Origin of the sequence: Marinobacter salinisoli (genome assembly GCF_017301335.1) — a bacterium.
In the GTDB taxonomy this organism is placed as follows: Bacteria; Pseudomonadota; Gammaproteobacteria; order Pseudomonadales; family Oleiphilaceae; genus Marinobacter; species Marinobacter salinisoli.
In genome coordinates this window covers 426,511-450,672 of the sequence record NZ_CP071247.1, presented here as the reverse complement: position 1 = coordinate 450,672, position 24,162 = coordinate 426,511, and the positions used below count along the sequence as shown (strand labels likewise).

Genomic DNA, 24,162 nt, shown 5'->3' with positions numbered 1-24,162 from the left:
GCACGTACTCGGGCTGATCGCGCTGTCGTTTCACGACACGATGGTTGCCGGTTTGCGACACCGGCACGTGTTATCCGGCCTTGCGGTGCTGCTCGTAGACGTCCGACAGCACCTGAAGTTGCGGTTGCCACTGTTGCAGCCAGGCCGACACATCCGCTGGTATCTTCTCCGGCTTGGGCCAGTTAAGCGGGTAGGCATCGGGCTGGAACATGGGGGAAAACATGGCTGCCGCGGTCAGGTCGGCCCGGGTAAAGGTGTCGCCGACCAGAAACGGGCTATCCTTGTAGGCAGCGGCCAGGTCGGTCAGTAGTTGTTCCATGACCAGACGCGACTGTTCGGACGTCTTTTCGTTGATTTTCATCCAGTGGCGCATCATTTCCTCTACCCGACTGAAGATCAGACTCAGCAGGTAGCGGTTGTAGAAGGGGGTTCCGGCGGCCAGCAGCGGGATGACCACTTTCGGGCGCTTGAGGAAGTGGTGATAGGCGTAGCAGCGCACCGCGGGCCCCGCCTCGTTGTCCAGGCGTTGCTCCCACGCCAGGGCCTGCTCCCGGAGTGCCGGGTCTTCCGGCGTCAGCGGTCGTTCGGGAAAGGTTTGGTCGAGATAGTCCAGGATCTTCGGCGAGTCCTGCACGATCGTGCCATCGTGCTCCAGAACCGGCACCGACGTTATCTTGGTACCGGTCACCTGGCGCATGGTTTTGATGTGCTGGCCGGGCAGCAGCGTGATGGTTTCGTAGTTCAGGCCTTTGTAATCCAGTGCCCAGCGAATTTTCTCGCAGTAATGGGAAATGGCGAACTGGTAGAGCTTTAAAGCCATGGGTAACCTCCTGATGCTGTGGTCCTAGCATAATCGGCTCGCGTCCGGATAAGAAGGCCCGGATCGCATGCGCGGTTCGAGTCAGAACCGATGGCTGCTATTCGGCACGGGTTTTACACTGTGCGGTATGGTTTCAACATCAAGGAATCGGCTTATGCGCTCACGATACCTCTTGGCTGTTCCGGTCGTGGCCACGCTCGGCCTGCTGTTATCGGCCTGCCAGAGCACACCGGAAACCCAGTTCAAGGCTGAGAATACCTATGCCTGCGGCCAGCTGAACATCAATGTTCTGGCGGCCGAGGACAACCCACTGCTGACGATTGAGTATCTGAACCAGCAGTTGTTGCTGAAACCGGCCGAGAGCGACGGTGGTGAGCTGTATGTGGCTCCGGGTAACGAGAGCACGCGGTTCCTGCGCACCGGTGAGACGGCGCTGCTCACCATTCGGGGCCAGCAGTACCCGGAATGCCTGCCTCCGGGCGCCATAGAAATGCCGTTTCGCGCTGCCGGTAATGAACCCTACTGGCAAGCCCGGGTGATTGGCGATGAATTGATTGTTGATCGACCGCTTGAGGAAAAGACCACCTTGCGCCTGCCGGCCAAGCTCAGTAAGGCGGATCGTCACGGGCGCCAGTTCGTGGCAGCTGGCGACGGCATGAATGTGACCCTGACCGTTGCGCGCCAGCTGTGTCAGGACACCATGTCCGGTGCGCAATATCCCAACCAGGCGTGGCTGGCACTGGACGATATTGTGTACGGTGGCTGTGGCGGTAACCCCGAGCGCTTGTACCTGGGCGCGGAGTGGATTGTGGGTGACCTGGCGAAAACCGAGCCGCTTGATCGCTCGCGCATGACGATCACGTTCCTGAACGGCAACCGGATTGCGGGGATGGCGTCCTGTAATCGGTACTCCGGCACCTATCTGCTGGACGGCGAGGGCGGTGTGGATTTCAGCCAGCTGATCAGTTCGCGGATGGCGTGCTCACCCGAACTGATGTTGCAGGAAGACCGGTTTCTGGAATTGCTGGACCGGGTGTCCTCGATTCGCATCGGGCGTTTCGGCGAGCTGCTGTTGACGACGCGGGAGGGGGAGATGATCAAGGCATTCCCCTCCGATATGGTTGATCCCACGCTGGAGTGATGCTCCGGTCGGACTGACCCAAAAAAGCCCCGGGACCGTCAGGCCGGGGCTTTTTACTGTCGGGACGGCTCAGGCCGAGCGCTTTTCCCGTTCACTGGACGCCTCGGTTGGCACCAGCGCCCGTGTCAGGGCTTTCATGTCCAGTGTGCCTACCGGCTCCCCATTGCGAACGACGCGGAACGCCAGTGTGGTGTCACCCCGGGATCGGGAGAGCACCGTTTCCAGGTTGTCCTGATCGGACACATCGCCGGCGTAATCCAGGTTGGCATCTATCCCTTCGGTCATCACAGAGCGGGTCCGCAGCACACGGGCCCGGTTGATGTCACTGATGAAATCGACGATGTACGGGTCGTTGGGGTTCAGCAGAATCTCCTGAGGGTCACCCTGCTGCACCACTTCGCCGTCTTTCAGGATGACCAGGTGGTCCGCCAGTTTCAGCGCTTCGTCCAGGTCGTGGGTGATGAACACGATGGTTTTTTGCAGCTCTTCCTGAAGCTCCAGCAGCAGGTCCTGCATATCCGAACGGATCAGCGGGTCCAGTGCCGAGAAGGCTTCGTCCATCAGCATCACCGGAGCGTTGGAGACCAGCGCACGGGCAATACCCACCCGCTGCTGCATCCCGCCGGACAGCTGATGCGGATACTGGTTTTCATTGCCTTCCAGGCCGACACGCGCCAGCCACTTGCGGGCCTCGCTTTCGAAGTCCGCGGTTTTGAAGCCGCGAACGTCCATGGCCATACCGGCGTTCTCCAGTACCGTGCGATGGGGTAGCAGCGCGAACTTCTGGAACACCATGGACATGCGTTCACGGCGCAGCTTACGCAGGTCTTCCTCGCCGTAGTTCAGCACGTCTTCGCCGTCGAACCGGATTTCACCGGCGGTTGGTTCAATGAGCCGGTTCAGGTGCCGAATCAGGGTGGACTTGCCGGAGCCGGACAACCCCATGATCACGGTGATCTCGCCCTCGCGCATGTCCACGTTGATGTCCTTCAGGCCAAGCACATGGTTCTGCTTTTCCAGCAGGTCGTTCTTGTCCATGCCGCGTTTGACGTACTCCAGGCCCACATCCGGTGTCGGGCCAAAAATCTTGTACAGGTTCTTGATGGAAATCTTGATGTTTTTTGCCATGTCTCGATCCTCACTGCTTCTGGGCGGCGTTGATGCGCGCAAGCGACGCCTTGGTGACCCGGTCGAGAATCACGGCCAGCGCCACGATGCCCAGACCCGAGACCAGGCCTACGCCCAACTCGAGGTTGCGGATGCCGCGCAACACCAGAACCCCCAGGCCCGGCGCCGAGACCAGCGAGGCAATCACCACCATCGCCAGACTCATCATGATGGTCTGGTTCACGCCCGCCATGATGTTGGGCAGGGCCAGCGGAATCTGCACCTTGAACAGTTTCTGCCGGGGCGTCATACCGAAGGCGTCGGCGGCTTCGATGACATCCTTGTCCACCAGCCGGATGCCGAGGTTGGTCAGCCGGATAACCGGGACGATGGCGTACAGGATGATGGCAATGCCGTACAGCTTGGATTCGGTGACGCTGAACAGGAAAATCAGCGGAATCAGGTACACGAAGGGCGGCAGGGTCTGCAGCATATCGAGAACCGGGATGGTCATCCGCTGCAGCGTGTCGCTGCGGGACATGGCGATGCCGATGGGCACCCCAAGGAGGACACAGATAAAGGCACACACGAAAATGATCGCAAGGGTCTGCATGGCGTATTCGTAGTAATCGATAAACGCCAGCGTCAGGAAACTGATGGCCACGAACGTTACCAGTTTCCAGGATTTACTGACCACGAACACAACGGCCAGCAACAGAGGAATCACAATCCACCAGGGCGCGCTCAGCATGGCGTACAGAGTGCCGTCCAGCGCCCAGCTCAGTGGTTGGGTAATCGGGTCGAGTAGAATGCTGAGGCTGTCCTTGATGTCGAGGAAGCCCTGTTCCAGCCCCTTGGTCAGTTCCCGGGATTGAGGGAATGCGGGGCAGGCCTCGTTCAGTGCATCCATCGAGGGGAAGGGCAGGTCCCAGACCGACGTGTCCTCCTGTTTGCCTCCGTTGGCCTTGGCCAGCAGGTCCGCCATGGACATGGGGCCGTCGCTCTTGCCCGCAGCACACCAGTCATCCAGACCCAGTGATGAAAAAACAAAATCGTAAGTAGCCATGATCTATCCGTTTCCTGCGCGTTAGGGTCGCCAGGTAAGCATCAATGGGATCGCTTGAAAGCAGACAGGGCCTTAGCGGCCCTGTCTTGATGCGGAAGGATTAGTTGCCGAGGATGGCGGCCAGCTTCTGCTGGGCTGAATCGTTCAGCCACTCCTTCCAGGTCTCGGTGTTGTTGCTCAGGAAGTACACCGCGGCTTCCTCGGCAGAGGCGTTGTTCTCGCTCTTCCAGGCCAGGACGGCGCTCATGGTGTCGGTCTTGAAGGTCATCTTGCTCAGCATCTCAACCACTTCCGGCTCACGCTCGCGGAAGTCGCTGGTTACCGACGTCAGCACCGGGGCGGCCGGGAAGTCGGACACCTTCGGGTTTTCGTTGTCCTTGTTCTGGTTGGCAGAGTGCGCCTCGGCGTCATACTCGCCCAGATCGACGCGGGTCATGTCGAACTTGCCCAGAGGAACGGTCGGGCCCCAGTAGTAGCCGAACCAGGCTTCTTCGTCCTGAACCGCCGCTGCCATGGACGATGCGAGGGTTTCGCCAGAGCCATGGTTGAACACTTCAATGCCGGACGCTTCCAGGTCCAGAGCTTCAACCAGGTTGTCGTTGACAATCCGGCAACCCCAGCCGTCGGGACAGTTGTTGAACTGCGCGCCCACCAGCTCCGGGTTGGCCATGATGCCTTCGATTGTTTTCAGCTCCGGGTGTTTTTCCACCAGGTAGGTCGGAACCCACCAGCCTTCAACGCCGCCGGGATCCAGAACCTTGCTGACGCGCTCGATTTTGCCTTCCTGCTCAAGGCGCTGGTAAGCATCACCGGTGGAGTTCAGCCACAGCTCGGTGACGATATCCGGCTCGCCGTTTTCGGCAACGGAGGTAACCGCAGGTACGGTGTCGGAGGGCACCACGGCGACGTCACAGCCGTAACCCTGTTCCATGATGAACTTGGCCACGTTGGTGACCACCGAGGCGGACGCCCAGTTCATTTCGGTAATGGAAACTTCGCCACACTCGTTCGCTTGCGCCAGGGACGGCGCGGCAGCGGCGCACAGCAATACAGCCGATGTAAGTTTACGCATGACTTCTCCTGTCAGTCTTAGATTTATAGGAAGTTACAGTGGAGAGTACGGGATCGTGATCGGAACCGATCAGGGGGAGACGTGTTGTGAGAAACCGGAAACGTTTGCTCAAGTCGTTGATCCCATTTTGAATGTTCATTTTTTAGGATAGAGATCCTGAAAAAAGTTACAACCCTAAAGATTTTTTGAAATGTAAAATGTGTCGGGCCCGCCGGCCGGATTGCCGGTGCTTGACGCGCCGGCCGGTTCCCGGCAGGCTCAAGCGTGATTCGAGCGTCCGTCCTCTAGCAACCCGTCCGGAATGGAGTCAACAACAATGAAAATATTTGAGACCAGTACCGCCCCGAATCCCCGCCGCGTGCGCATGTTCATGGCAGAAAAAGGCCTTCTGGACGAGGCCGAGTTTGTTCAAATTGATATCGAAAAAGGCGAAAACCTGACGCCGGAATTTGTCGCCCGCAATCCGATGAAGAAGGTGCCGGTGATGGAGCTGGATGACGGCACCTGCATCGCAGAAACCATGGCCATTTGCCGCTATTTCGAGGAAGCCTATCCGGACGCGCCCAAGCTGCTGGGCGAAACCCCGCTGGAAAAGGCACAACTGGAACAGTGGCTGCGCTGGATCGAACTGTTCTTTTTCCTGCCCACCGGCATGGGCTTCCAGCACGGCACCGGTTACTTCAAGGACCGGATGAATCCCGTTAAAGAGTGGGGGGCAGAGTGTGTGCAGCAGGTTGAGAAGTTCATGACGTTTCTGGACCAGCACCTGGACGGCAAGGACTACATTTGTTTCAACCGGTTTACCGCCGCAGATATCAATGCCTTCACCACGGTGGCGTTTGCCCGGGTGATCAAGATTCGCATCAAGCCCGAACAGGCCAACCTGCAGGCCTGGTTTGACCGGATCAAGGAACGCCCATCCGCCCGGGTCTGAATGGCGGTTTGTCACCAATCACACAGGAGAGAGCCGTGATTGATTTGTACACGTCGCCCACGCCGAACGGTTACAAGGTGTCTGTGCTGCTCGAGGAGATGGGGGTTGAATACAATCTGATCCCCGTGGACCTATCCAAGGGAGACCAGAAAAAGCCAGCATTTCTGGCCATGAATCCAAACGGGCGAATTCCGGTGATCGTGGATCGGGACAACGACGACTTCGTGGTTTTCGAATCCGGTGCCATCATGGTTTACCTGGCCGAAAAATACGGCCAGTTTTACCCGACCGATCCGAAGCTGCGGTCGCGGGCGTTGCAGTGGCTGATGTTCCAGATGGGCGGCATTGGCCCGATGATGGGGCAGGCGAACGTGTTCTACCGGTATTTCCCGGAGAAAATTCCCGCTGCCATTGATCGTTATCACAATGAGTGTCGCCGGCTGTTCGAGGTGTTGAACACCCGGCTGGCGGAGTCTCCGTATCTGGCAGGTGACGAAATCACCATCGCCGACTTCGCCAACTGGTGCTGGGTGCGCACGTACAACTGGTCAGGCGTGTCCATTGATGGCCTGGAGCACCTGAAGCGCTGGATGGATGAGCTTTATGAACGGCCGGGCTGCCGGGTCGGTATTCACCGGCCGGAACGGCCGAAGAAGCCGGACGAGCTGATCCAGCACGCGCAGACCATGGTGACCCGCTGACACGGGCAGTTCCCGGATAGCCACACGATAGTCAGGAGTAAGGCATGACCACCTCAGCACAATTGACCTGTGCACTGGAAAAGATCGACAGCGCCAATCGTGCGGACCCGAATCAGGAAATGGTTGAGGGTGAGTCGATGCCCCGTGAGCTTGCGTACAGCCAGCATATGACCCGATGGCTGTTCGCGCTGGAGCCGAATCCGTCGGAGCGGATGCAGATTGCCTGCCGGGCCCAGCATATTGAGCGCTGGACCATGCCGCGCGCGGATTTCCCCGAAGGGCGCAAAGCCTACTACCAGTGGCGTCAGGCCTGTGGTCGCATGCACGGTGCGCGGGCGGCGGAGATTATGGTCGAGTGTGGTTATGAGGCCGCCGAGTGTGAGCGGGTGGAAACCATTCTGACCAAACGCGAGCTGCGCAAGGACGCCGACACCCAGTTGCTGGAGGATGTGGCGTGCATGGTGTTCCTGGAGAAATACTTCGCCGATTTCTACGAGGAAAAGGCGGACTACGACCGGGAGAAGTGGTTGCGTATTGTGCGCCGGACCTGGGGCAAGATGTCACCTCGGGGCCATGAGGCGGCGCTGAAGCTGGCGGAAGGTATGCCGGAGCATTTGCTGGCGCTTTTGCAGGAGGCGTTGGCGGAGCCGGAGAGTTGATGGCCTCCTGATGAGATGAATGTCTGGCTTTCGGGGCTGCGCCAGCGGCCCAGACCGGCGAAAATACGCCGTGAATACGTCCTTGTAGGCTCGGATGCGCCATCCTTGGCGCATCACGATTTTCGCAGGCCTGACCCGCTGGCTAGATCTGACTGTGGTCGTTAGCCTGCCGGGAAGAACAGTTCTTTCAGTTTCTCACCGGGCTGGTCTGCCCGCATGAACGATTCACCCACCAGAAACCCGTAGATCCCTCTGTCCGTCATGGCGACGACGTCATCACGGGTCATGATGCCGCTTTCGGTCACCGCCAGGCGCTCTGAACCAATCCGCTCGTGCAATGTGTAGGTGGTGTCCAGTGATACCTCGAAGGTATGCAGGTTGCGATTATTGATGCCTACCAACGGGGTAGTCAGAGTCAGGGCGTCGTCCATTTCTTCGCCGTTGTGGACTTCCACCAGTACGTCCAGACCAATCTCATGAGCAATACCTTCCAGTTCCTGCATCTGGTCTTTGGTCAGGCAGGCGGCGATCAGCAGGATGCAGTCGGCACCGATGGCCCGGCTTTCGTAGACCTGGTAGGGCGCTACCATGAAGTCTTTGCGGATGACCGGTAGTGAGCAGGCGGCGCGGGCGGCCTGCAGGTAGTCTTCGCTGCCCTGGAAGAAGTCCCGGTCAGTCAGAACCGACAGGCAGGTGGCACCGCCTCGCTCGTAGCTTTCGGCAATGGCCGCCGGCTCGAACGGGTCCCGGAGGACGCCTTTGCTGGGGGACGCTTTCTTGATTTCGGCAATCACCGCAGGCTGGCGCTGACCGACGGCGCGGCCCATGGCGTCCGCGAAGCCCCGTGCCGGCGGCTGGTCGGCCGCCCGTGCTTTGAGGTCAGCCAGTGCAACCCTGGGTTTGCGCTCATCAATTTCCTGCCACTTGCGCTCAACAATCTTGCGCAGGATGGTGGGCGTGCGGTCATTATGTCGGTCAGTCATCTCGGGTGTCGCTCAGAAGCACTTGGAAAAATCGGACAGCTCAGACATCTTGCCGGCCGCGAGGCCAGATCCGATGGCGTCCAGGGCCATGTCCACACCGGCTTTCGGGGTGTCGGCCAAACCGGCGACGTAGATCGCCGCGCCGGCATTCAGGGCGATCATGTCACGGGCTTTTTCGGCCATGTCGTCGTGGCCCCGGCCAAAGGCGGCACGGATCAGCTTCAGGGATTCGTCGGCGGAGTCCACCGCCAGGCCCACCAGCGACTGGCTCTGAATGCCCAGGTCCTCTGGTGTGATCTCGTATTCAGTGATGTTGCCGTCTTTCAGTTCGGCCACGTAGGTCGGGCTGGCCAGGCTGATTTCGTCCAGGCCATCGCGGGCACACACCACCATGATGTGCTCGGAGCCCAAGCGTTGAAGCACTTCCGCCATCGGACGGCAGAGTTCGCGGGTGAACACACCCAGCAGCTGGCGCTTGACCCCGGCCGGGTTGGTCATGGGGCCAAGGATATTGAATATGGTTCGGCAGCCCATTTCCTTGCGTGGGCCGATGGCGTGTTTCATGGCTCCGTGATGGGCCGGCGCAAACATGAAGCCCACGCCGATTTCCTCGATGGCGCGGGCCACCTGTTCCGGCGTCATGTTCAGGTTGATGCCGGCTTTCTCAATCAGGTCGGCACTGCCGCTGCTGGAGGACACACCGCGGTTGCCGTGCTTGGCGACATGGCCGCCGGCGGCGGCGACCACAAAGGCTGCGGCTGAGGACACGTTGAACAGGTTGGCGCCGTCACCGCCGGTGCCGACGATATCGATCAGCGGCTCGGCGTTGACCTTAACGCCAGTGGCCAGTTCGCGCATGACTTCGGTGGCGCCGGTGATCTCGTCGATGGTTTCGCTTTTCATGCGCAGGCCCATCAGGAAGGCCCCGATCTGGGCGTCGGTGGCCTCGCCCTGCATGACGATCCGCATCACCTGTTTCATCTCATCCCGGGACAGGTCCAGGTTGGAGGCGATGCGGTTCAGTGCTTGTTTCATGTCCATGTGTTGCGGCCTCTTGATGGTCGGGTTCAGCTGCGCAGGAAGTTGCGCAGCAGCTCGTGGCCCTGCTCGGTCATGATGGATTCGGGGTGAAACTGCACCCCTTCGATGGCCAGGGTCTTGTGACGCACGCCCATGATTTCCTCGATGGAGCCGTCTTCCTGACGGGTCCAGGCAGTGACTTCCAGGCAGTCGGGCAGGGTGTTCTTGTCGATCACCAGACTGTGGTAACGGGTTGCCTGCAGCGGATTGTTCAGGCCGCGGAACACGCCGGTGTCCTGGTGATACACCGGGGATACCTTGCCGTGCATGACCTTGCCGGCCCGAATGATGTCGCCGCCGAACACTTGCCCGATGGACTGGTGCCCCAGGCAGATGCCCAGAATCGGCAGTTTGCCGGCAAAGTGGCGGATGGCGTCCATGGATATGCCGGCCTCGTTGGGCGTACAGGGGCCAGGGGAAATTACCAGGCGCTCTGGTGCCAGCGCTTCGATTTCTTCGATGGTGATTTCGTCGTTCCGGTATACCTGCACATCGGCGCCCAGCTCTGCCAGGTACTGCACCACGTTGTAGGTGAAGGAATCGTAGTTATCGATCATCAGCAACATAATCTTTCCTCCGCCTCAGTGGTCGAAATCGTTGTAGGTCATGGCGACGGCCCGGAAAATGGCCCGACCTTTATTCATGGTTTCCTTCCACTCGAGGCGGGGCACGGAATCCGCCACCACGCCAGCCCCTGCCTGGATGTGCAGGGTGTTGTCCTTGATCACCGCCGTTCGAATGGCAATGGCGGTGTCCATGTTGCCGTTGAACGACAGATAGCCGACCGCGCCGCCGTAGACACCGCGCTTGACCGGTTCCAGTTCGTCAATGATTTCCATGGCACGAATCTTCGGGGCACCACTGAGGGTGCCGGCCGGCAGGGTCGCCCGCAGCACGTCCAGGCAGCTTGTGTCGTCTTGCAGTCGGCCGGTGACATTGGAGACGATGTGCATCACATGGGAGTAACGCTCGACGATCATCTTGTCGGTCAGGCGCACGGTGCCGGTTTCCGACACACGGCCGGCATCGTTACGGCCCAGATCGATCAGCATCAGGTGCTCGGCAATTTCTTTCGGGTCCGCCAACAGCTCAGATTCCAGGGCGTTGTCTTCAGCATCCGTCGCGCCGCGCTTGCGGGTGCCGGCGATGGGGCGCACGGTGACTTCGTCATCTTCCACCCGGGCAAGAATTTCCGGCGACGAGCCGACAATATGGAAATCGTCCAGGTCGAGGAAGTACATGTACGGCGACGGATTCAGCACCCGGAGTGAGCGGTACAGGTTCAGTGGCGGCGCCTCGAAGGGAATGGACATGCGCTGGGAGATGACCGTCTGCATGACGTCACCGTCGAGCACGTATTCCTTGATCTTGCCTACGGCGGCTTCGAATTTTTCCTGGCTGAAACCGGACACAAAATCGCTTTCATCCACGGTTTTGCCACGCAGGTGCTCCGGGGTGCGCGGCGCGTTGGAGGTCTGCCGGTGCAGCCGGTTCTCCAGTTCATCGATACGGGCCTGAGCTTTGTCGAAGGCGCCATCGACGGCAGGATCGGCGTGCACGATCAGATGCAGCTTGCCGCGCAGGTTATCGAACACCACGATTTCGTCCGACACCATCAGCAGGATATCCGGCGTTCCGATCTTGTCTGGCGGGCAGCTCTGGCGCAGACGTTTTTCGATGTAGCGCACGGTGTCGTAGCCAAAGTAACCCACTAGGCCGCCGTTGAAGCGTGGCAGATGGTCCAGATCCGGGGCCTTGAATCGGGCCTGGTATTCCTCGACGAAAGCCAGCGGATCGTCGACCTCGGACTGCTCCACCAGATGCCCGTTGCGGCGAACTTCGATGCGATGATCGAACACCTTCAGGATTTCCTGGCTGGGCAGGCCGATGATCGAGTAACGGCCCCATTTTTCACCGCCCTGAACGGACTCGAACAGATACGAGTATGGGCCGCTGGCCAGTTTCAGATAGGTGCTCAGGGGCGTGTCCAGGTCCGCGAGCACTTCACGGTGGACGGGAATGCGGTTAAAGCCGTCTTGGGCGAGCTTGGTAAATTGCTCGGGGGTCATCATGGGTTTTCCTGAAGTCTGAACTGCTGTCCGGGGCAGTCAACGATTCGGTCCGGTAACTGCCGGGTGTGTGCGAAACCGACAGGCATGCGCCTGAAGGTCGCGGGGCTTTTATCAGCCAGTGCGCCATCGCCACCATCGTGTCGCGCGGGAGGTAAGAATACCTCGCGTCGCAGTTCGCTTCAGTCCCTGCACGGCAGGAATCTCCCCATCGATTGAATCTGTGTAAGTGACTAGCGAGCTTACAAAAGCTCGGCCAGTGAATCAACAACGGCATCGGCGCCCAGGGCGTCTATCGGCTTGCCAAAGTTATACCCGTACCGGACCGCCACGCAGGGAATGCCGGCGGCCTGCGCGGCCGACACGTCGGCGTCCGAATCACCGACCATGACGGTGGTGCCCCGAGTCCCGCCAAGTTCTTCCATGGCGTGGATCAGGGGAGAGGGGTGCGGCTTTTTCTGGGGCAGGGTGTCGCCGCCAATCTGGATGTCGAAGTGATGGTCCAGATGCAGCCGTTTCAGCAGGGGCGCAATAAACTGTTCCGGTTTGTTGGTGACCACAGCCAGCCGGCAACCATGCTCTTTGAGCCGGTAAAGGCAGGACTCTACGCCCTCGTAGACCTTGGCGTGCTGGCCGTTTATCTGTCCGTAGCAGTGGTAAAAAATGTTCAGCGCATCGTTGAACAGGGCGTCGTCTTTGGAGCGGGGCGGCTCCCAGTCGATGTTTCCGGCCAGAGCCCGTCGAACCAGAATGGGAGAACCGTGACCCACCCATTGGCGCACCCGGTCGATGCCGGCGGGCGACCGACCCAGGTGTGCCAGCATCTGATCTACCGCGGCGGTCAGGTCCGGGGCGCTGTCAACGAGGGTGCCATCCAGATCAAACAGGGCGACGCCGGGCCATCTGGCATTAAAAAGGCCAGACAGGCTCATCAGGCCAGGCTCCCGCGGGCCTGCTCCAGCTCTTGGCGCATGGCGTCGATGGTGGCTTTGTAGTCGTCGGTGTTGAAGATGGCGGAACCGGCCACAAAGGTGTCCGCGCCGGCTTCGGCGATTTCACGGATGTTGTCGGTCTTCACGCCGCCGTCTATTTCGAGGCGGATGTTGTAGTTGCTCTCGTCAATGCGCCGCCGGGCTTCCCGCAGCTTGTCCAGGGTGCCCGGAATGAACTTCTGGCCGCCAAAACCCGGGTTGACCGACATCAGCAGCACCATGTCGAGCTTGTCCATGACATGGTCCATGTGGTGCAGCGGCGTGGCCGGGTTGAACACCAGGCCGGCCTTGCAGCCACCGTCACGGATCAGCTGCAAGGAGCGGTCAATGTGGTTGCTGGCTTCCGGATGAAAGGTGATGTAGCTGGCGCCGGCATCGATGAACATGCGAATCAGGTCGTCGACCGGAGACACCATCAGGTGAACGTCGATGGGGGCGGTGACGCCGTGTTTGCGCAAGGCTTCGCACACCATGGGCCCGATGGTGAGGTTGGGCACATAGTGGTTGTCCATGACGTCGAAATGCACGATATCCGCGCCGGCTGCGAGAACGTGATCAACCTCTTCTCCGAGCCGGGCAAAGTCGGCAGACAGGATCGATGGTGCAATGAGATATGGGTTCATGAAGGCTCTCTCGGTAACTGTGTGCGCGAATCCGTTTCGGATCCGTGGCCGGTTTTCCTGCCACGGAAAAGTGCGCTCTAGTTTAACAGCTTGCCGGGCGTTTCTCAGTGCCCTGGGGCAAAACCAGTTCGGCCCTGATGGCCTGAATCGCTACGTTATGTACGTCCACAGTCCGCTTATCGGGCAATCCGGTGTCGCCGCTTGACCAGCTCCCAGGCCTGCTGATAACGAAGCAGGCGCTCTTTGGCTCGCTCGGCTTCTTCCAGGGTCAGCCCTTGCTGCGACAGTTTATCCGGATGACAGCCGGACACCTTGCGTTTGTAGGCGCGCTTGATGATGGGCAGGGAGTCTCGCCGGGTAACCCCGAGAAGCTTGCAGGCCTGGTCATAGCTGGCCGGGGGCGCAAGGTTCTCGGCGTAACGGATCCAGACCTTGCGCGCGTAGCTGTCGAAAATGTCATCGCTGACGGTTACGGGCAGACCAATCTGGTCGATCGCGTCTTCACAGCGGTAGCGTCGCGGGCGGGACGGGCGACCGTTCAGTTGCGAGGCGTGGCACAGACACAGTGCGACAGTCAGCGCCGGTCCCGGCCACAGGCGCCGGGTCAGACGCAGGGCAAAGCCGGTTCTGGGTGGCAGGCTCTCCGCGGACTTACCGTCCTGGAACCAGGTGATCGCCTTCCGGCGTTGCCGGCGGGACAGGCGCAGGGCCTTGATCACGCCCTCAGCGTAGCTGATGTCGGCTTCGGTAACCCGGCCTTCGGACTTGGCAATGTAGCCGAGGTAAACGAACAGCGGCTGGCGGCTCCAGGAAGGTAGCTGCACCCGTTCCAGCAAGGTTGTGGTCTGGTGGCCACAGGCGGACAACTCCCGCAACAGGCTGGTGAACTCCGCCTCCGTGCGACGCGGCAGGACCGGCTGCTGCGGGCTTTCCTCCATCGTATTAAAGCTCCCTGTTCTGGAGTTGTTCGTCCAGTTCCCTGAGTCGTTCCGGTGTGCCCACGTCGACCCATTGGCCGGGGTGGTACAGCCCGTGTACCTGTGTGTTGCGCATCGCCCGTCGCAGAACCGGCCCGAGTTTCCCGGAGTGTTCGTCCAGGCCCTCGAACAGGCGGCGATGCAGCAGGCTGATACCAGTATATGTCAGCTTCGGCGACTTATCTTCATCCAGTAAACCACTGTTGTCTAGATGAAAGTCGCCCTCCGGGTGGTGGGCGGGATTGTCGGTCATGACCAGCAGGGCATCGCCCCGTGACGGCGGGGTTAAACGGGAAAACTCGAAGTCACTCCAGACGTCGCCGTTCACCACCAGGAACCAGTCATCGCCTTCATCCAACAGCATGGGCAGGGCGCGGGCAATGCCGCCGGCGGTTTCCAGAGGTTCGCCCTCGCGCGAATAATGCAGACGCAGCCCAAACTGCTGTCCGTTGCCCAGGGCCTGTTCAATCTTCTCGCCCAGCCAGGCATGGTTGATCACCACGTCCCGGAACCCGGCCCGGTGCAGGTGCTCCAGATGGTGCACGATGAGTGGCTTGCCCCCGGCCCGGAGCAACGGTTTCGGGGTGGTCAGGGTCAGCGGCCGCATCCGTTCGCCTTTGCCGGCCGCCAGCACTATGGCTCTCATGGTTGTTCCGGCACTGGGGCGATGCGCTGTTCAATAGCGGGAATGACAACCTCGGTCAGCCAGTCGTGGAAGTGCCGAAGGGCTGGCTGGCGGGCGCTGGCCGTTTTCAGGTAGCCCACGGTACGCGGGATGTCCGCCAGGTAACCCTGTTTGCCATCGCGAATGCACAGGCGGGCAAAGATGCCGGCCGCCTTGAGGTGGCGCTGCATGCCCATCAGCTCAAACCACTGCCGGAACGTTTCCTGGTCGGCCCGGTGCAGCCCGGCTTCGGCGCTCTGCGTGCGGAAGAACGCCAGCCAGTCGCAAATGTTCTCTTCCGGCCACTGGACATAGCAGTCCTTGAGCAGGGAAACCGCGTCGTAGGTGATCGGGCCGGTTACGGCATCCTGAAAGTCGATCACGCCGGGCCGGTTGGTGCCGGGGCGAACCAGCAGGTTGCGGGAGTGGTAGTCCCTGTGGACAGTAACCTCTGGTTGCGCCAGCGCGCTCTCGCGCAGGAAGGCAAAGGTGGTCTCAAGCAGTGCCCGCTCGCTGTTGCCCAGGCTCAGGCCGAGGTACTGCTCCAGCAGCCAGTCCGGGAACAGGGCCATCTCCCGGTCCAGCAGAGCGCTGTCGTAGGCGGGCAGCGGGTACTGCGCGGGCGCCGTCAGTTGCTGGATGTCCACCAGTTCGGTCAGCGCGCCGCGATACAGGTTGTCTGCTGTGTCGGGTGTCAGCTGGCCCAGCATCAGGTCGTCGCCGAGGTCTTCCAGCAGCAGGAACCCCTGGTCCAAGTCTTCCTGCAAGATATCCGGCACGCCAACGCCATGCTGGTGCCAGTGGTGGGCCAGGGCCACAAAGGGTGCGCAGTCTTCGTGTTCCGGCGGAGCGTCCATGACGATCAACGGCGTGGACTGGCCATTGTCCCCGAGTTTCCGAACCCGGAAATAGCGTCGAAAACTGGCGTCACCGGAGACCGGTTCAGCAACCGCCTGTTCTAGGCCGGGGAACTGTCTGACCCAGTCGGTCAGCAACTGCAGACGGGAATCCATGATAGGGACTGCTATCCTGAAATGTTGGCGAATGAATGTCAGCGAAAGTTAGCAGACCCATCGGACGCTGACTAGTCGCTTCCGGTGGCATGACCGCGCGGGACGGGCCGGGAGCGCGCAGGCCTGTGCCGGCTGTCCTGGGTTGCTGTTTTGTCGATTCGCCGTCACCGGCGGGGTTTCCGTTAACAAGCCCTCAGGGCCCGTGTAAACTAGGCGCCTGAATTTCTTACCCGGCCCACTTCTTTTCTGCAACAGGGACCCGTTACTGTGCCAATCCTACAAAGCCGTCTGCTGACATCAGCGTCCCGGTGGGGCAGTCTTGTGCTGGCTGCGCTGGGCGGCGTATCGACTGTTCAGGCACAGCAGGAACCCTCGCGTAGCGCTGCGGAAATCGATTGGCGGCCACGGGCGGAACTGCCGGAGTCGGTACAGGCCACCTTGCCGGTGTTCTGCGATGGTGGCTATCTGCCTTCGGGCGCGGCGACCGGTGCCGTTCAGGGGGATACTGACAACAGTGAGCAGCCGCTCAAAGCCAGTGGTCTGAATGCCCGTTATGAAATTGACCAGACGCTGTACCTGGAGGGTGATGTCCGGGTGCGCCAGGGCAGTTTCGAGGTGCAGGGTTCGCAGGCGCGCTACAGCCAGACCGAAGGCACGGTCTCGGTGGATGGTGGGCTGATTAGCCGGGGTGACGGCTTCCTGATGACTGGCGACACCGCCCGGTACAACGTGGATTCCGGGCAGTTTGACCTGAATGCCGCGACCTTTCTTTTGCACGAGCAGGAAATGCGGGGCAGCGCCGGCAGCCTTACCCGGCTGAGCAATAATCAGGTCCTGATTACCGACGGCATGCTGACCACCTGTGGCCCGGGCCAGAATGACTGGGCCATTGTTGCCTCGGACATCGAGCTGGATCGTGCCGAGGGCTTCGGAACCGCCAGGCATCTGCGCCTGGAGGTACTGGATGTGCCGGTGTTCTATTGGCCGTGGGCCAGCTTTCCCATTGATGACCGCCGCAAGACGGGCTTCCTTTACCCCCAGTTCGGTTCCTCCAGTGCGGATAGCGGCGGCTTTATTGCACTGCCGTACTACCTCAACCTGGCTCCTCACTATGACGCCACCCTGACGCCCCAGTACATTCATGGCCGCGGGCTGTTTACCGAGGCGGAAGGTCGGTATCTCACCTCGCTGGGCCAGACCAACCTGCAGCTGGGTTACATCGGTAACGATTCCTTCTACAAGCAGGAAAATCCCGGAGCAAGCGGCGAGCGGTGGGCACTGGATGCCTCTACGCTGGCCCGGTTCCGCAGTGGGTGGACGGGTTACGGCGACTATTCCGTGGTCAGTGATGAGGATTACCTGAGCGATCTGAACCGCAGTCTCGACATCAATCAGGCCACCCACCTGGAGCGTCGCGGTGGCTTCCGCTACCGGGATCGGGTGCAGTATTTCGATGCCTACCTCAGTGATTACCAGACCATCAGCGAGCGCATTGCGGACGTCGACAAGCCCTACGCCCAGCTGCCAGACGTGTTGTACGGCACGGTGCGGGATATCGGCTGGCTGGAAGCCGGACTGGAGAGCCAGTACACCTGGTTTGAACGGGACAACGACAACCTGACGGGACTGGACCGGGCCAATGGCCAGCGGGTGCGGGCGGTGCCCGAACTGGCGGTGCCCATGCGCGCCATCTGGGGCTTCGCCCGACCTTCGGTGAGCCTGGATTACACCCGTTACGACCTGGATGATTACACCCTGGGTGACGGCAGCTTTGATCGGACCGTGCCCATCGCCGAGTGGGATAGCGGGCTCTACTTCGACCGCCGCTCCACGCTGTTTGACGTGCCCTACAATCAATCCTTTGAGCCGCGGCTGTATTACGCCTGGTCGGATGCCGATGCCGACCAGAACGACATCCCGGACTTCGATACCGACCTGCAGACCTTTCGCTTCGATCAGTTGTTCCAGCCGGACCGCTTCACCGGAGGCGACCGGGTCGGTGACGCCAATCAGTTAACGGTGGCGGTGACCAGCCGCTTTAACGACCTGATGACCGGTGCGGAACGGGCCCGGTTCAGCGTTGGCCAGGTGCAGTATTTTTCCGATCGCGAAGTGACGCTGTTTGGCCAGGGCGACGCCACCCGGAGCCGATCACCACTGGCGGGCGAGGCTGCGCTGTATCCGGTTGATAATCTGGAAATCCGATCTTCCGGGCTCTGGGACGCCGAAACCGGGGAAACCGAGGAAGGGCGCAGCCAGCTCGTCTACTACTCTGACGACTACCGTTACCTGGCCAGTGTGGGCCATACCTACCGCAAGAGCGATATCGAACAGTCTGATGTGGCGGCAGTTGTGCCGGTCACTGATCGTGTTAGTCTGATCGGCCGCTGGGTGTATGACTCCAAGCTGGACCGCACTGTCGGGTCGCTGGCCGGCCTTGAATACAACAATTGTTGCTGGAGTTTCCAGGTGATTCACCAGAATTACCTGACCGACGATCGCGAGCTGGATACCCGTTTGCTGTTCCAGATTCAGCTCAAGGGACTCGGGGGCACCGGCGGCGCATCCAGCAGAATTGCCGAAGCCCTTTACGGGTTCGATGAACGGGAACGTCGCCGGTTTGGAACTCCCTGATTCCCGTCTTGACTAAACCGGGTATTCCGCCCGTAGTTCACTGTGTACAAGAGGTGTTTATGAAGGCGACTGTTCGCCAGGTTGTTCAAACATTGTTGCTGATTGCGGTGACGGCTCTGAGCGTCTCGGCGCAGGCGGAACGCAAGCTGCTGGATCAGGTCGTTGCGATTGTGGATGACGACGTCATCCTCCAGACCGAGCTGGAAAACCGGGTCGCCACCATTGCTAACCGTCTTCAGGCGCAGGGTACCGGGCTTCCGCCGAGAGATGCGCTGGAAACCCGGGTTCTGGAACAGCTGATAACCGAGTCTATCCAGCTACAGATGGCGGAAAGAATGGGCATGCGGATCAGCGATAACGAGCTGAATGAAACCATGGCCAATATCATGCGCCGCAACGGCATGACCATGGCCCAGTTCGAGCAGCAGCTGGCCGTGGAGGGTGTCAGCTTCCGCCAGGCCCGGGATCAGATCCGTACCGAAATGTTGATCAGCCGGGTGCAGCAGCGCCGGGTTGGCAACCGGGTGAGGGTGACCGAGCGTGAAGTCGAAAACTACCTGAGCGCTTTGGAAAGCCGGGGTGAGAACAGCGCCGAATATCGCCTGGCTTATATTCTCATTGAGGTGGAAGACCAGGGTAGCGAGCAGTCCGTTGCCGCGGCGCGGGAAAAAGCCGAAGGATTACGCCAGCAGATGCTCGAGGGCCGTGATTTCCGCGAGGTGGCAGTGGCGGAATCCGATGCCAGCAATGCCCTTGAGGGCGGCGACATGGGGTGGCGGACGGAAAGTCAGTTGCCGTCTCTGATTGCACCGGTGGTGCCGGAGCTGGCGGTAGGCGTGCCTTCCCGGGTGCTGGAAAACAACACCGGTTTCTATCTGGTGATGGTGATGGATCAGCGCGGCGGCGACAAGCAGCAGCTGGTGCAGCAGCACAAGACCCGTCACATTCTGATTCGCCCGTCCGAGGCGGTTACCGACGCCCAGGCCGAAGCGAAGATTCGGGACCTTTACCGCAGGCTTGAGAACGGCGCCGATTTTGCCGAACTGGCCAAGAAATTTTCCGATGACCCGGTATCGGGGTCCGATGGTGGCAACCTGGGCTGGGTCAGTCAGGGTCAAATGGTGCCCGAGTTTGAGCAGGCCATGCTGGAGGCCGGCATTGGTGAGCTGAAGGGGCCGTTCCGGTCACAGTTTGGCTGGCACATCCTGCAGGTGCAGGAACGTCGTCAGAAAGATATCAGTGGTGAAATGCGTCAATCCGAAGCCCGTCAGGCTATCTACCGTCGTAAGTTCGAGGCGGAGCTGCAGAACTGGCTGCGGGAAATCCAGGACGAGGCCTTTATCGAATTCAAGGGTGAGTACGCAGACACCGACATCGCCGAGGAAGCCAATACCGAATCATGACTGATCCCGTCATTCTGGCCCTGACCGCGGGCGAGCCCGGAGGCATCGGGCCGGAACTCTGTCTGCAACTGGCAGTCCGGCCTCGTGAGGCCGGGCTGGTGGTCGTCGCCAGCAAACAGTTGTTGGAGGCCCGGGCGCGGTTGCTCGGGTTGCCGGTGGCGCTGCATGACTGGGCGCCGGGCCAGGAGCCGACATTCTCGGCCGGTGCTTTGTCGGTGCTCGATGTGCCCGGTTGCGCCTCGGTGGATGCCGGCAGGCTGGACCCGGCCAACAGCGCCTATGTTTTGCGAACGCTGGAAACCGCGGCCAACGGCTGCCTGAACGGGGCGTTTGACGGTATGGTTACTGCACCGGTTCACAAGGGCGTGATCAACGAGGCGGGCATTGAATTCAGCGGTCATACAGAATTCCTGCAGGATCTGTGCGGGGTGGAGCGGGTAGTAATGATGCTGGCGACCGATGACCTGAGAGTGGCGCTGGTGACGACCCATTTGCCCCTGAAGGACGTGTCGGCGGCGATTACCCCTGAACGGCTGAGCCAGGTGGCCCGAATCCTCGATACCGACCTGAAGGCCTTCTTCGCCATCGAGCAGCCACGCATTCTGGTTGCCGGCCTGAACCCGCACGCCGGGGAGGGCGGGCACCTTGGTCGCGAAGAGCTGGACACCATCGAGCCCACCCTGGAGCACTTGCGCACCGAGGGCCTGAACCTGATCGGTCCGCTACCTGCCGACACCCTGTTCACACCACACTGGCTGGATCAGGCTGATGCGGTGCTGGCGATGTATCACGATCAGGGGCTGCCGGTACTGAAATACCAGGGTTTTGGCCGGGCGGTGAACGTCACGTTGGGGCTGCCGATTGTCCGTACCTCGGTCGACCATGGCACCGCTCTGGACCTGGCCGGCACCGGCAACGCCGATGCCGGCAGTCTGCATACTGCAATCCGCGTCGGCGCCCAGATGGCCCGGTGCCGAAAAACCGTGAACCGAGGACCAAACTCGTGAGTAATAAAGGCGGTCACCAGGCCAGAAAACGCTTTGGCCAGAACTTCCTGCACGACCCGGGTGTTATCGAACGCATTGTCCGTTCCATCAACCCCAAGCCGGACGATGCCATTGTGGAAATCGGCCCGGGGCTGGGCGCACTGACCGAAGAGATCCTCGCGGTCAATCCGACCCTGCAGGTGGTGGAACTGGACCGCGATCTGATTCCGGTACTGCGCACCAAGTTCTTCAACTATCCGGAATTTCGTATCCACGAGTCGGACGCCCTGAAATTCGACTTCAGCCAGCTGGTGCAGGACGGCAAGCCGCTGCGCATCGTCGGCAATCTGCCCTACAACATTTCCACGCCGCTGATTTTCCATCTGTTGGAGCAGGCCGGGGTGGTGAAAGACATGCACTTCATGCTGCAGAAAGAAGTGGTGCAGCGGCTGGCGGCCATGCCCGGGGATAACAACTATGGCCGGCTGGGCATTATGGCGCAGTACTTTTGCAAGGTGCAGCCGCTGTTCGAGGTCGGGCCGGGGGCTTTCCGGCCGGCGCCGAAAGTGGATTCCGCCATTGTCCGGCTGGTGCCTCACCAACAATTGCCCCATCCCGCCAAGGAGCTGGGTTTGCTGCAGTCGGTGGTGCGCACAGCGTTCAATGCGCGCCGCAAAACCCTGCGCAAGGCGCTTGGCGGCCTGGTGACGGCCGAGCAGTTGCAGGCTCTGGGCATCAATGACGGGCTGCGCCCGGAAAACCTCACCCTGGCGGATTACGTCACCATTGCCGACTTTCTGGCGGACCAGAAAAGCGCTCACGACGACGTTCAGGACGTAAGTAATGACTGACTACGCCATCGGCGACATTCAGGGCTGTTACGACGAGCTTCGAACGGTACTGGACACGGTATCATTCTCGCCGTCGCGGGACTGTCTCTGGGTCGCCGGGGACCTGATTAACCGCGGGCCGTCGTCGCTGGACACCCTTCGTTTCATTGAGCAGCTGGGCGAGTCCGCGAAGGTGGTTCTGGGTAATCACGATCTGCATTTTCTGGCGGTGGCCATCGGTGGCCATCGGCTGCGCAAGAAAGATACCCTGGCGGATATTCTTGAGGCACCAGATCACCAGCGACTGCTGGCCTGGCTGCGGCAGCAGCATCTGTGCCTTCATGACCAAAAGCGCAATCTGGTGATGAGCCATGCGGGCATTCCCCACATCTGGAGCGTAGCCCAGGCAATGGCGCTGGCCGGCGAAGTGGAGGCTGTGATCCGTGGCAACGACGCCGAGTCCTACTTCACACATATGTACGGCAATGAACCGGATTGCTGGAGCGACGAACTGGAAGGCACCGACCGCTGGCGGGTGATCACCAACTACCTCACCCGCATGCGCTTCGTTTCCGATGCTGGCGCGCTGGAGCTGACCTCCAAGGAGGGGGTCGAAACGGCCCCTGAAGGATACGCGCCGTGGTTTGAGTTTCCCCGCGATGACGATGTGCGGGTCGTGTTCGGGCATTGGGCGGCGCTGGACGGCAATACCGGTCAGGACCGCTTCGTTGGTCTGGACACCGGCTGCGTCTGGGGTGGGGCCCTGACTCTGATGAATCTGGATACCGGGGAGAAACTGCGTTGTGATTGCTGAGCACAGCCACCCTGAAGGGTCCGGGTTGATGATACCTCCCCTGATCCTGGGCGCGTTGCTGGCGATGACCGCTGTCATGGCGGGCGCCCTTGGTGCACACGGGTTGCGCGCGGTTCTGGATGCCCGGGGGCTGGAGGTTTTCGGGACAGCCGTCACCTACCAGTTCTACCATGCCATCGCTCTGATCGTGGTGGCGCTGTTGTCGGGGGCCGGACTCAACCGGCGTTTGCTGGCAGTGGCAGCGGGCTTTTTTGTCGCCGGCACGTTGTTATTCAGTGGCAGTCTCTATCTGTTGGTACTGACCGAGCTTCGCTGGGTCGGGCCGCTGACGCCGGTGGGTGGTGTGTGTTTCCTGGTGGGTTGGGCGCTGATGGTGGTTTCGGCCCTGCGTCGGCCCGGGCTGATGAGCCCAACGGCAAAACGCTGAGGTGAGGTGCATGCAGGTAGAAGTGAACGGCGAGCCGACGCAATTGCCTCCTGAGGCAACGGTCGGAACCCTGATCGAGCAACTGGCGTTGACTGGCCGCCGGCTGGCGGTGGAGGTGAACGAGGCTATCGTGCCTCGCAGCCAGCACCAGACGTTTAATCTCCGCGACGGAGACCGGGTAGAAGTGGTCCAGGCCATCGGCGGCGGGTAATTCACCTGTTGGCCTCAGATGCCCGGTGGTGTCGAACACAACAGACCAGACAGGACGGTTATGAACGATTCGCAGCAAAACACACTGCCTGAAGATAAACCCCTGATTATTGCCGGCCGCCACTACCAGTCACGCTTGCTGGTGGGGACCGGCAAATACCGGGATCTGGACGAAACCGGACAGGCCATCGATGCCAGTGGTGCAGAGATTGTGACCGTTGCGGTGCGGCGCGCCAACCTCGGGCAAAACCCGGATGAGCCCAATCTTCTGGATGTTATTTCTCCCGAGCGCTACACCATCTTGCCTAACACCGCTGGCTGCTACACCGCCAGGGATGCCGTGCGTACCTGTAAGCTGGCGCGGGAGCTGCTGGATGGCCACGACCTGATCAAGCTGGAGGTGCTGGGGGAAGAGAAAACCCTGTACCCGAACATGCCCGAAACCCTGGTTGCGGCGGAGGCGTTGGTCAACGATGGCTTCAAGGTCATGGTCTACTGCTCGGATGACCCTCTGCTGGCCAAGCGCCTGGAGGAAATGGGCTGCATCGCCATTATGCCGCTGGGGGCGCCCATCGGCTCGGGGCTGGGCATCCAGAACCGCTACAATATCCGTCTGATTGTGGAAAATGCTCAGGTGCCGGTGCTGGTGGATGCGGGCGTGGGCACGGCGTCAGACGCCACCATCGCGATGGAACTCGGGTGTGATGGGGTTCTCATGAACACCGCCATCGCGCAGGCAAAACAGCCCGTTCGGATGGCCCGCGCCATGCGCTATGCCATTGATGCTGGAAGAGAAGCCTACCTTGCCGGGCGCATGCCCAAGAAACTTTACGCCAGCGCTTCCTCTCCGATTGATGGCACCTTTTTCTGATCTGGTGCACAATTCCCTTTCTTGAGTCATTCCGGGCTGGCGTAGCAGCCGGCCCAGTTCACGAACATCAGAGCAGTGCAGTCCTG

25 protein-coding genes are annotated in these 24,162 nt (G+C 60.6%); 12 read left to right on the top strand and 13 right to left on the bottom strand.

The features are described from left to right. Positions 1 to 70: 70 nt before the first annotated feature. Positions 71 to 820: a glutathione S-transferase family protein gene (locus tag LPB19_RS02095; RefSeq protein WP_206644448.1), complete on the bottom strand. Its 750-nt coding sequence runs from the start codon at positions 818 to 820 to the stop codon at positions 71 to 73. Positions 821 to 974: 154 nt separating this feature from the next. Here LPB19_RS02095 and LPB19_RS02090 point away from each other — a divergent pair, with 154 nt between their 5' ends. Further along, complete coding sequence (locus LPB19_RS02090) at positions 975 to 1,961, top strand: META domain-containing protein (protein WP_206644447.1); 987 nt, start codon at positions 975 to 977, stop codon at positions 1,959 to 1,961. Positions 1,962 to 2,030: 69 nt separating this feature from the next. Here the strand turns inward: LPB19_RS02090 and LPB19_RS02085 are convergent, their stop codons facing one another. The 3 genes from LPB19_RS02085 to LPB19_RS02075 all read right to left on the bottom strand — a co-directional run bounded on the left by LPB19_RS02085 (position 2,031) and on the right by LPB19_RS02075 (position 5,206). After that, positions 2,031 to 3,089, bottom strand: coding sequence for a betaine/proline/choline family ABC transporter ATP-binding protein (locus LPB19_RS02085; protein WP_206644446.1), 1,059 nt, complete (start codon positions 3,087 to 3,089; stop codon positions 2,031 to 2,033). A gap of 10 nt (positions 3,090 to 3,099) precedes the next feature. Next, complete coding sequence (locus tag LPB19_RS02080) at positions 3,100 to 4,134, bottom strand: ABC transporter permease (RefSeq protein ID WP_206644445.1); 1,035 nt, start codon at positions 4,132 to 4,134, stop codon at positions 3,100 to 3,102. A 100-nt stretch (positions 4,135 to 4,234) separates the two neighbouring features. After that, positions 4,235 to 5,206, bottom strand: a complete 972-nt coding sequence (locus LPB19_RS02075) for an ABC transporter substrate-binding protein (RefSeq protein WP_206644444.1) — start codon at positions 5,204 to 5,206, stop codon at positions 4,235 to 4,237. A 316-nt stretch (positions 5,207 to 5,522) separates the two neighbouring features. On the opposite strand from LPB19_RS02075, the gene LPB19_RS02070 reads away from it, so the two are divergent. Genes LPB19_RS02070 through LPB19_RS02060 form a run of 3 tightly spaced genes read left to right on the top strand, consistent with a single transcriptional unit; the run spans position 5,523 to position 7,500 of the window. Next, on the top strand, positions 5,523 to 6,140 hold the full coding sequence (locus tag LPB19_RS02070; RefSeq protein WP_206644443.1) for a glutathione S-transferase family protein: 618 nt from the start codon (positions 5,523 to 5,525) through the stop codon (positions 6,138 to 6,140). Between the two features lie 35 nt (positions 6,141 to 6,175). Then, on the top strand, positions 6,176 to 6,841 hold the full coding sequence (locus LPB19_RS02065) for a glutathione S-transferase family protein (RefSeq protein WP_206644442.1): 666 nt from the start codon (positions 6,176 to 6,178) through the stop codon (positions 6,839 to 6,841). Between the two features lie 44 nt (positions 6,842 to 6,885). Next, positions 6,886 to 7,500 carry a DUF4202 domain-containing protein gene (locus tag LPB19_RS02060; RefSeq protein WP_206644441.1) on the top strand — a complete coding sequence of 205 codons (615 nt, stop codon included), beginning with the start codon at positions 6,886 to 6,888 and terminating at the stop codon, positions 7,498 to 7,500. A 161-nt stretch (positions 7,501 to 7,661) separates the two neighbouring features. Here the strand turns inward: LPB19_RS02060 and trpC are convergent, their stop codons facing one another. The 9 genes from trpC to LPB19_RS02015 form a co-directional block, all read right to left on the bottom strand. After that, entirely contained in the window at positions 7,662 to 8,483 is an 822-nt protein-coding gene (trpC, locus tag LPB19_RS02055; RefSeq protein WP_206644440.1) for an indole-3-glycerol phosphate synthase TrpC, read from the bottom strand. A 12-nt stretch (positions 8,484 to 8,495) separates the two neighbouring features. Next, a complete protein-coding gene (gene trpD / locus LPB19_RS02050) occupies positions 8,496 to 9,524 on the bottom strand; it encodes an anthranilate phosphoribosyltransferase (protein WP_206644439.1) in 1,029 nt (342 codons plus the stop codon). 26 nt (positions 9,525 to 9,550) lie between these two features. After that, positions 9,551 to 10,129 carry an aminodeoxychorismate/anthranilate synthase component II gene (locus LPB19_RS02045; RefSeq protein WP_206644438.1) on the bottom strand — a complete coding sequence of 193 codons (579 nt, stop codon included), beginning with the start codon at positions 10,127 to 10,129 and terminating at the stop codon, positions 9,551 to 9,553. 15 nt (positions 10,130 to 10,144) lie between these two features. After that, positions 10,145 to 11,632, bottom strand: a complete 1,488-nt coding sequence (gene trpE / locus LPB19_RS02040) for an anthranilate synthase component I (RefSeq protein WP_206645651.1) — start codon at positions 11,630 to 11,632, stop codon at positions 10,145 to 10,147. A 242-nt stretch (positions 11,633 to 11,874) separates the two neighbouring features. Further along, positions 11,875 to 12,564, bottom strand: a complete 690-nt coding sequence (locus tag LPB19_RS02035; RefSeq protein ID WP_206644437.1) for a phosphoglycolate phosphatase — start codon at positions 12,562 to 12,564, stop codon at positions 11,875 to 11,877. Further along, positions 12,564 to 13,247, bottom strand: coding sequence for a ribulose-phosphate 3-epimerase (rpe, locus tag LPB19_RS02030; protein WP_206644436.1), 684 nt, complete (start codon positions 13,245 to 13,247; stop codon positions 12,564 to 12,566). The genes LPB19_RS02035 and rpe overlap by 1 nt, the downstream gene beginning before the upstream one ends. A 176-nt stretch (positions 13,248 to 13,423) precedes the next feature. Then, positions 13,424 to 14,185: a co-chaperone DjlA gene (locus LPB19_RS02025; RefSeq protein ID WP_206644435.1), complete on the bottom strand. Its 762-nt coding sequence runs from the start codon at positions 14,183 to 14,185 to the stop codon at positions 13,424 to 13,426. Between the two features lie 4 nt (positions 14,186 to 14,189). Further along, complete coding sequence (gene murU, locus LPB19_RS02020; protein ID WP_206644434.1) at positions 14,190 to 14,870, bottom strand: N-acetylmuramate alpha-1-phosphate uridylyltransferase MurU; 681 nt, start codon at positions 14,868 to 14,870, stop codon at positions 14,190 to 14,192. Further along, on the bottom strand, positions 14,867 to 15,901 hold the full coding sequence (locus LPB19_RS02015; protein ID WP_206644433.1) for an aminoglycoside phosphotransferase family protein: 1,035 nt from the start codon (positions 15,899 to 15,901) through the stop codon (positions 14,867 to 14,869). Before LPB19_RS02015 ends, murU begins: the two co-directional genes overlap by 4 nt. Before the next feature lie 267 nt (positions 15,902 to 16,168). On the opposite strand from LPB19_RS02015, the gene LPB19_RS02010 reads away from it, so the two are divergent. From LPB19_RS02010 to LPB19_RS01975, 8 genes are read left to right on the top strand one after another with little or no spacing between them, the layout of a single operon-like run. Continuing rightward, a complete protein-coding gene (locus tag LPB19_RS02010; RefSeq protein ID WP_206644432.1) occupies positions 16,169 to 18,535 on the top strand; it encodes an LPS-assembly protein LptD in 2,367 nt (788 codons plus the stop codon). A 59-nt stretch (positions 18,536 to 18,594) separates the two neighbouring features. Further along, positions 18,595 to 19,938 carry a peptidylprolyl isomerase gene (locus tag LPB19_RS02005; RefSeq protein ID WP_206644431.1) on the top strand — a complete coding sequence of 448 codons (1,344 nt, stop codon included), beginning with the start codon at positions 18,595 to 18,597 and terminating at the stop codon, positions 19,936 to 19,938. Further along, entirely contained in the window at positions 19,935 to 20,945 is a 1,011-nt protein-coding gene (gene pdxA / locus LPB19_RS02000; protein WP_206644430.1) for a 4-hydroxythreonine-4-phosphate dehydrogenase PdxA, read from the top strand. Before LPB19_RS02005 ends, pdxA begins: the two co-directional genes overlap by 4 nt. Further along, positions 20,942 to 21,775, top strand: a complete 834-nt coding sequence (rsmA, locus tag LPB19_RS01995; RefSeq protein ID WP_206644429.1) for a 16S rRNA (adenine(1518)-N(6)/adenine(1519)-N(6))-dimethyltransferase RsmA — start codon at positions 20,942 to 20,944, stop codon at positions 21,773 to 21,775. Before pdxA ends, rsmA begins: the two co-directional genes overlap by 4 nt. Then, complete coding sequence (locus LPB19_RS01990; protein WP_206644428.1) at positions 21,768 to 22,568, top strand: symmetrical bis(5'-nucleosyl)-tetraphosphatase; 801 nt, start codon at positions 21,768 to 21,770, stop codon at positions 22,566 to 22,568. The genes rsmA and LPB19_RS01990 overlap by 8 nt, the downstream gene beginning before the upstream one ends. Positions 22,569 to 22,596: 28 nt before the next feature. Beyond that, positions 22,597 to 22,995: a DUF423 domain-containing protein gene (locus tag LPB19_RS01985; protein WP_206644427.1), complete on the top strand. Its 399-nt coding sequence runs from the start codon at positions 22,597 to 22,599 to the stop codon at positions 22,993 to 22,995. A gap of 10 nt (positions 22,996 to 23,005) precedes the next feature. Next, entirely contained in the window at positions 23,006 to 23,206 is a 201-nt protein-coding gene (gene thiS / locus LPB19_RS01980) for a sulfur carrier protein ThiS (RefSeq protein ID WP_206644426.1), read from the top strand. 60 nt (positions 23,207 to 23,266) lie between these two features. Then, positions 23,267 to 24,076, top strand: coding sequence for a thiazole synthase (locus tag LPB19_RS01975; RefSeq protein ID WP_206644425.1), 810 nt, complete (start codon positions 23,267 to 23,269; stop codon positions 24,074 to 24,076). Positions 24,077 to 24,162 lie beyond the last annotated feature (86 nt).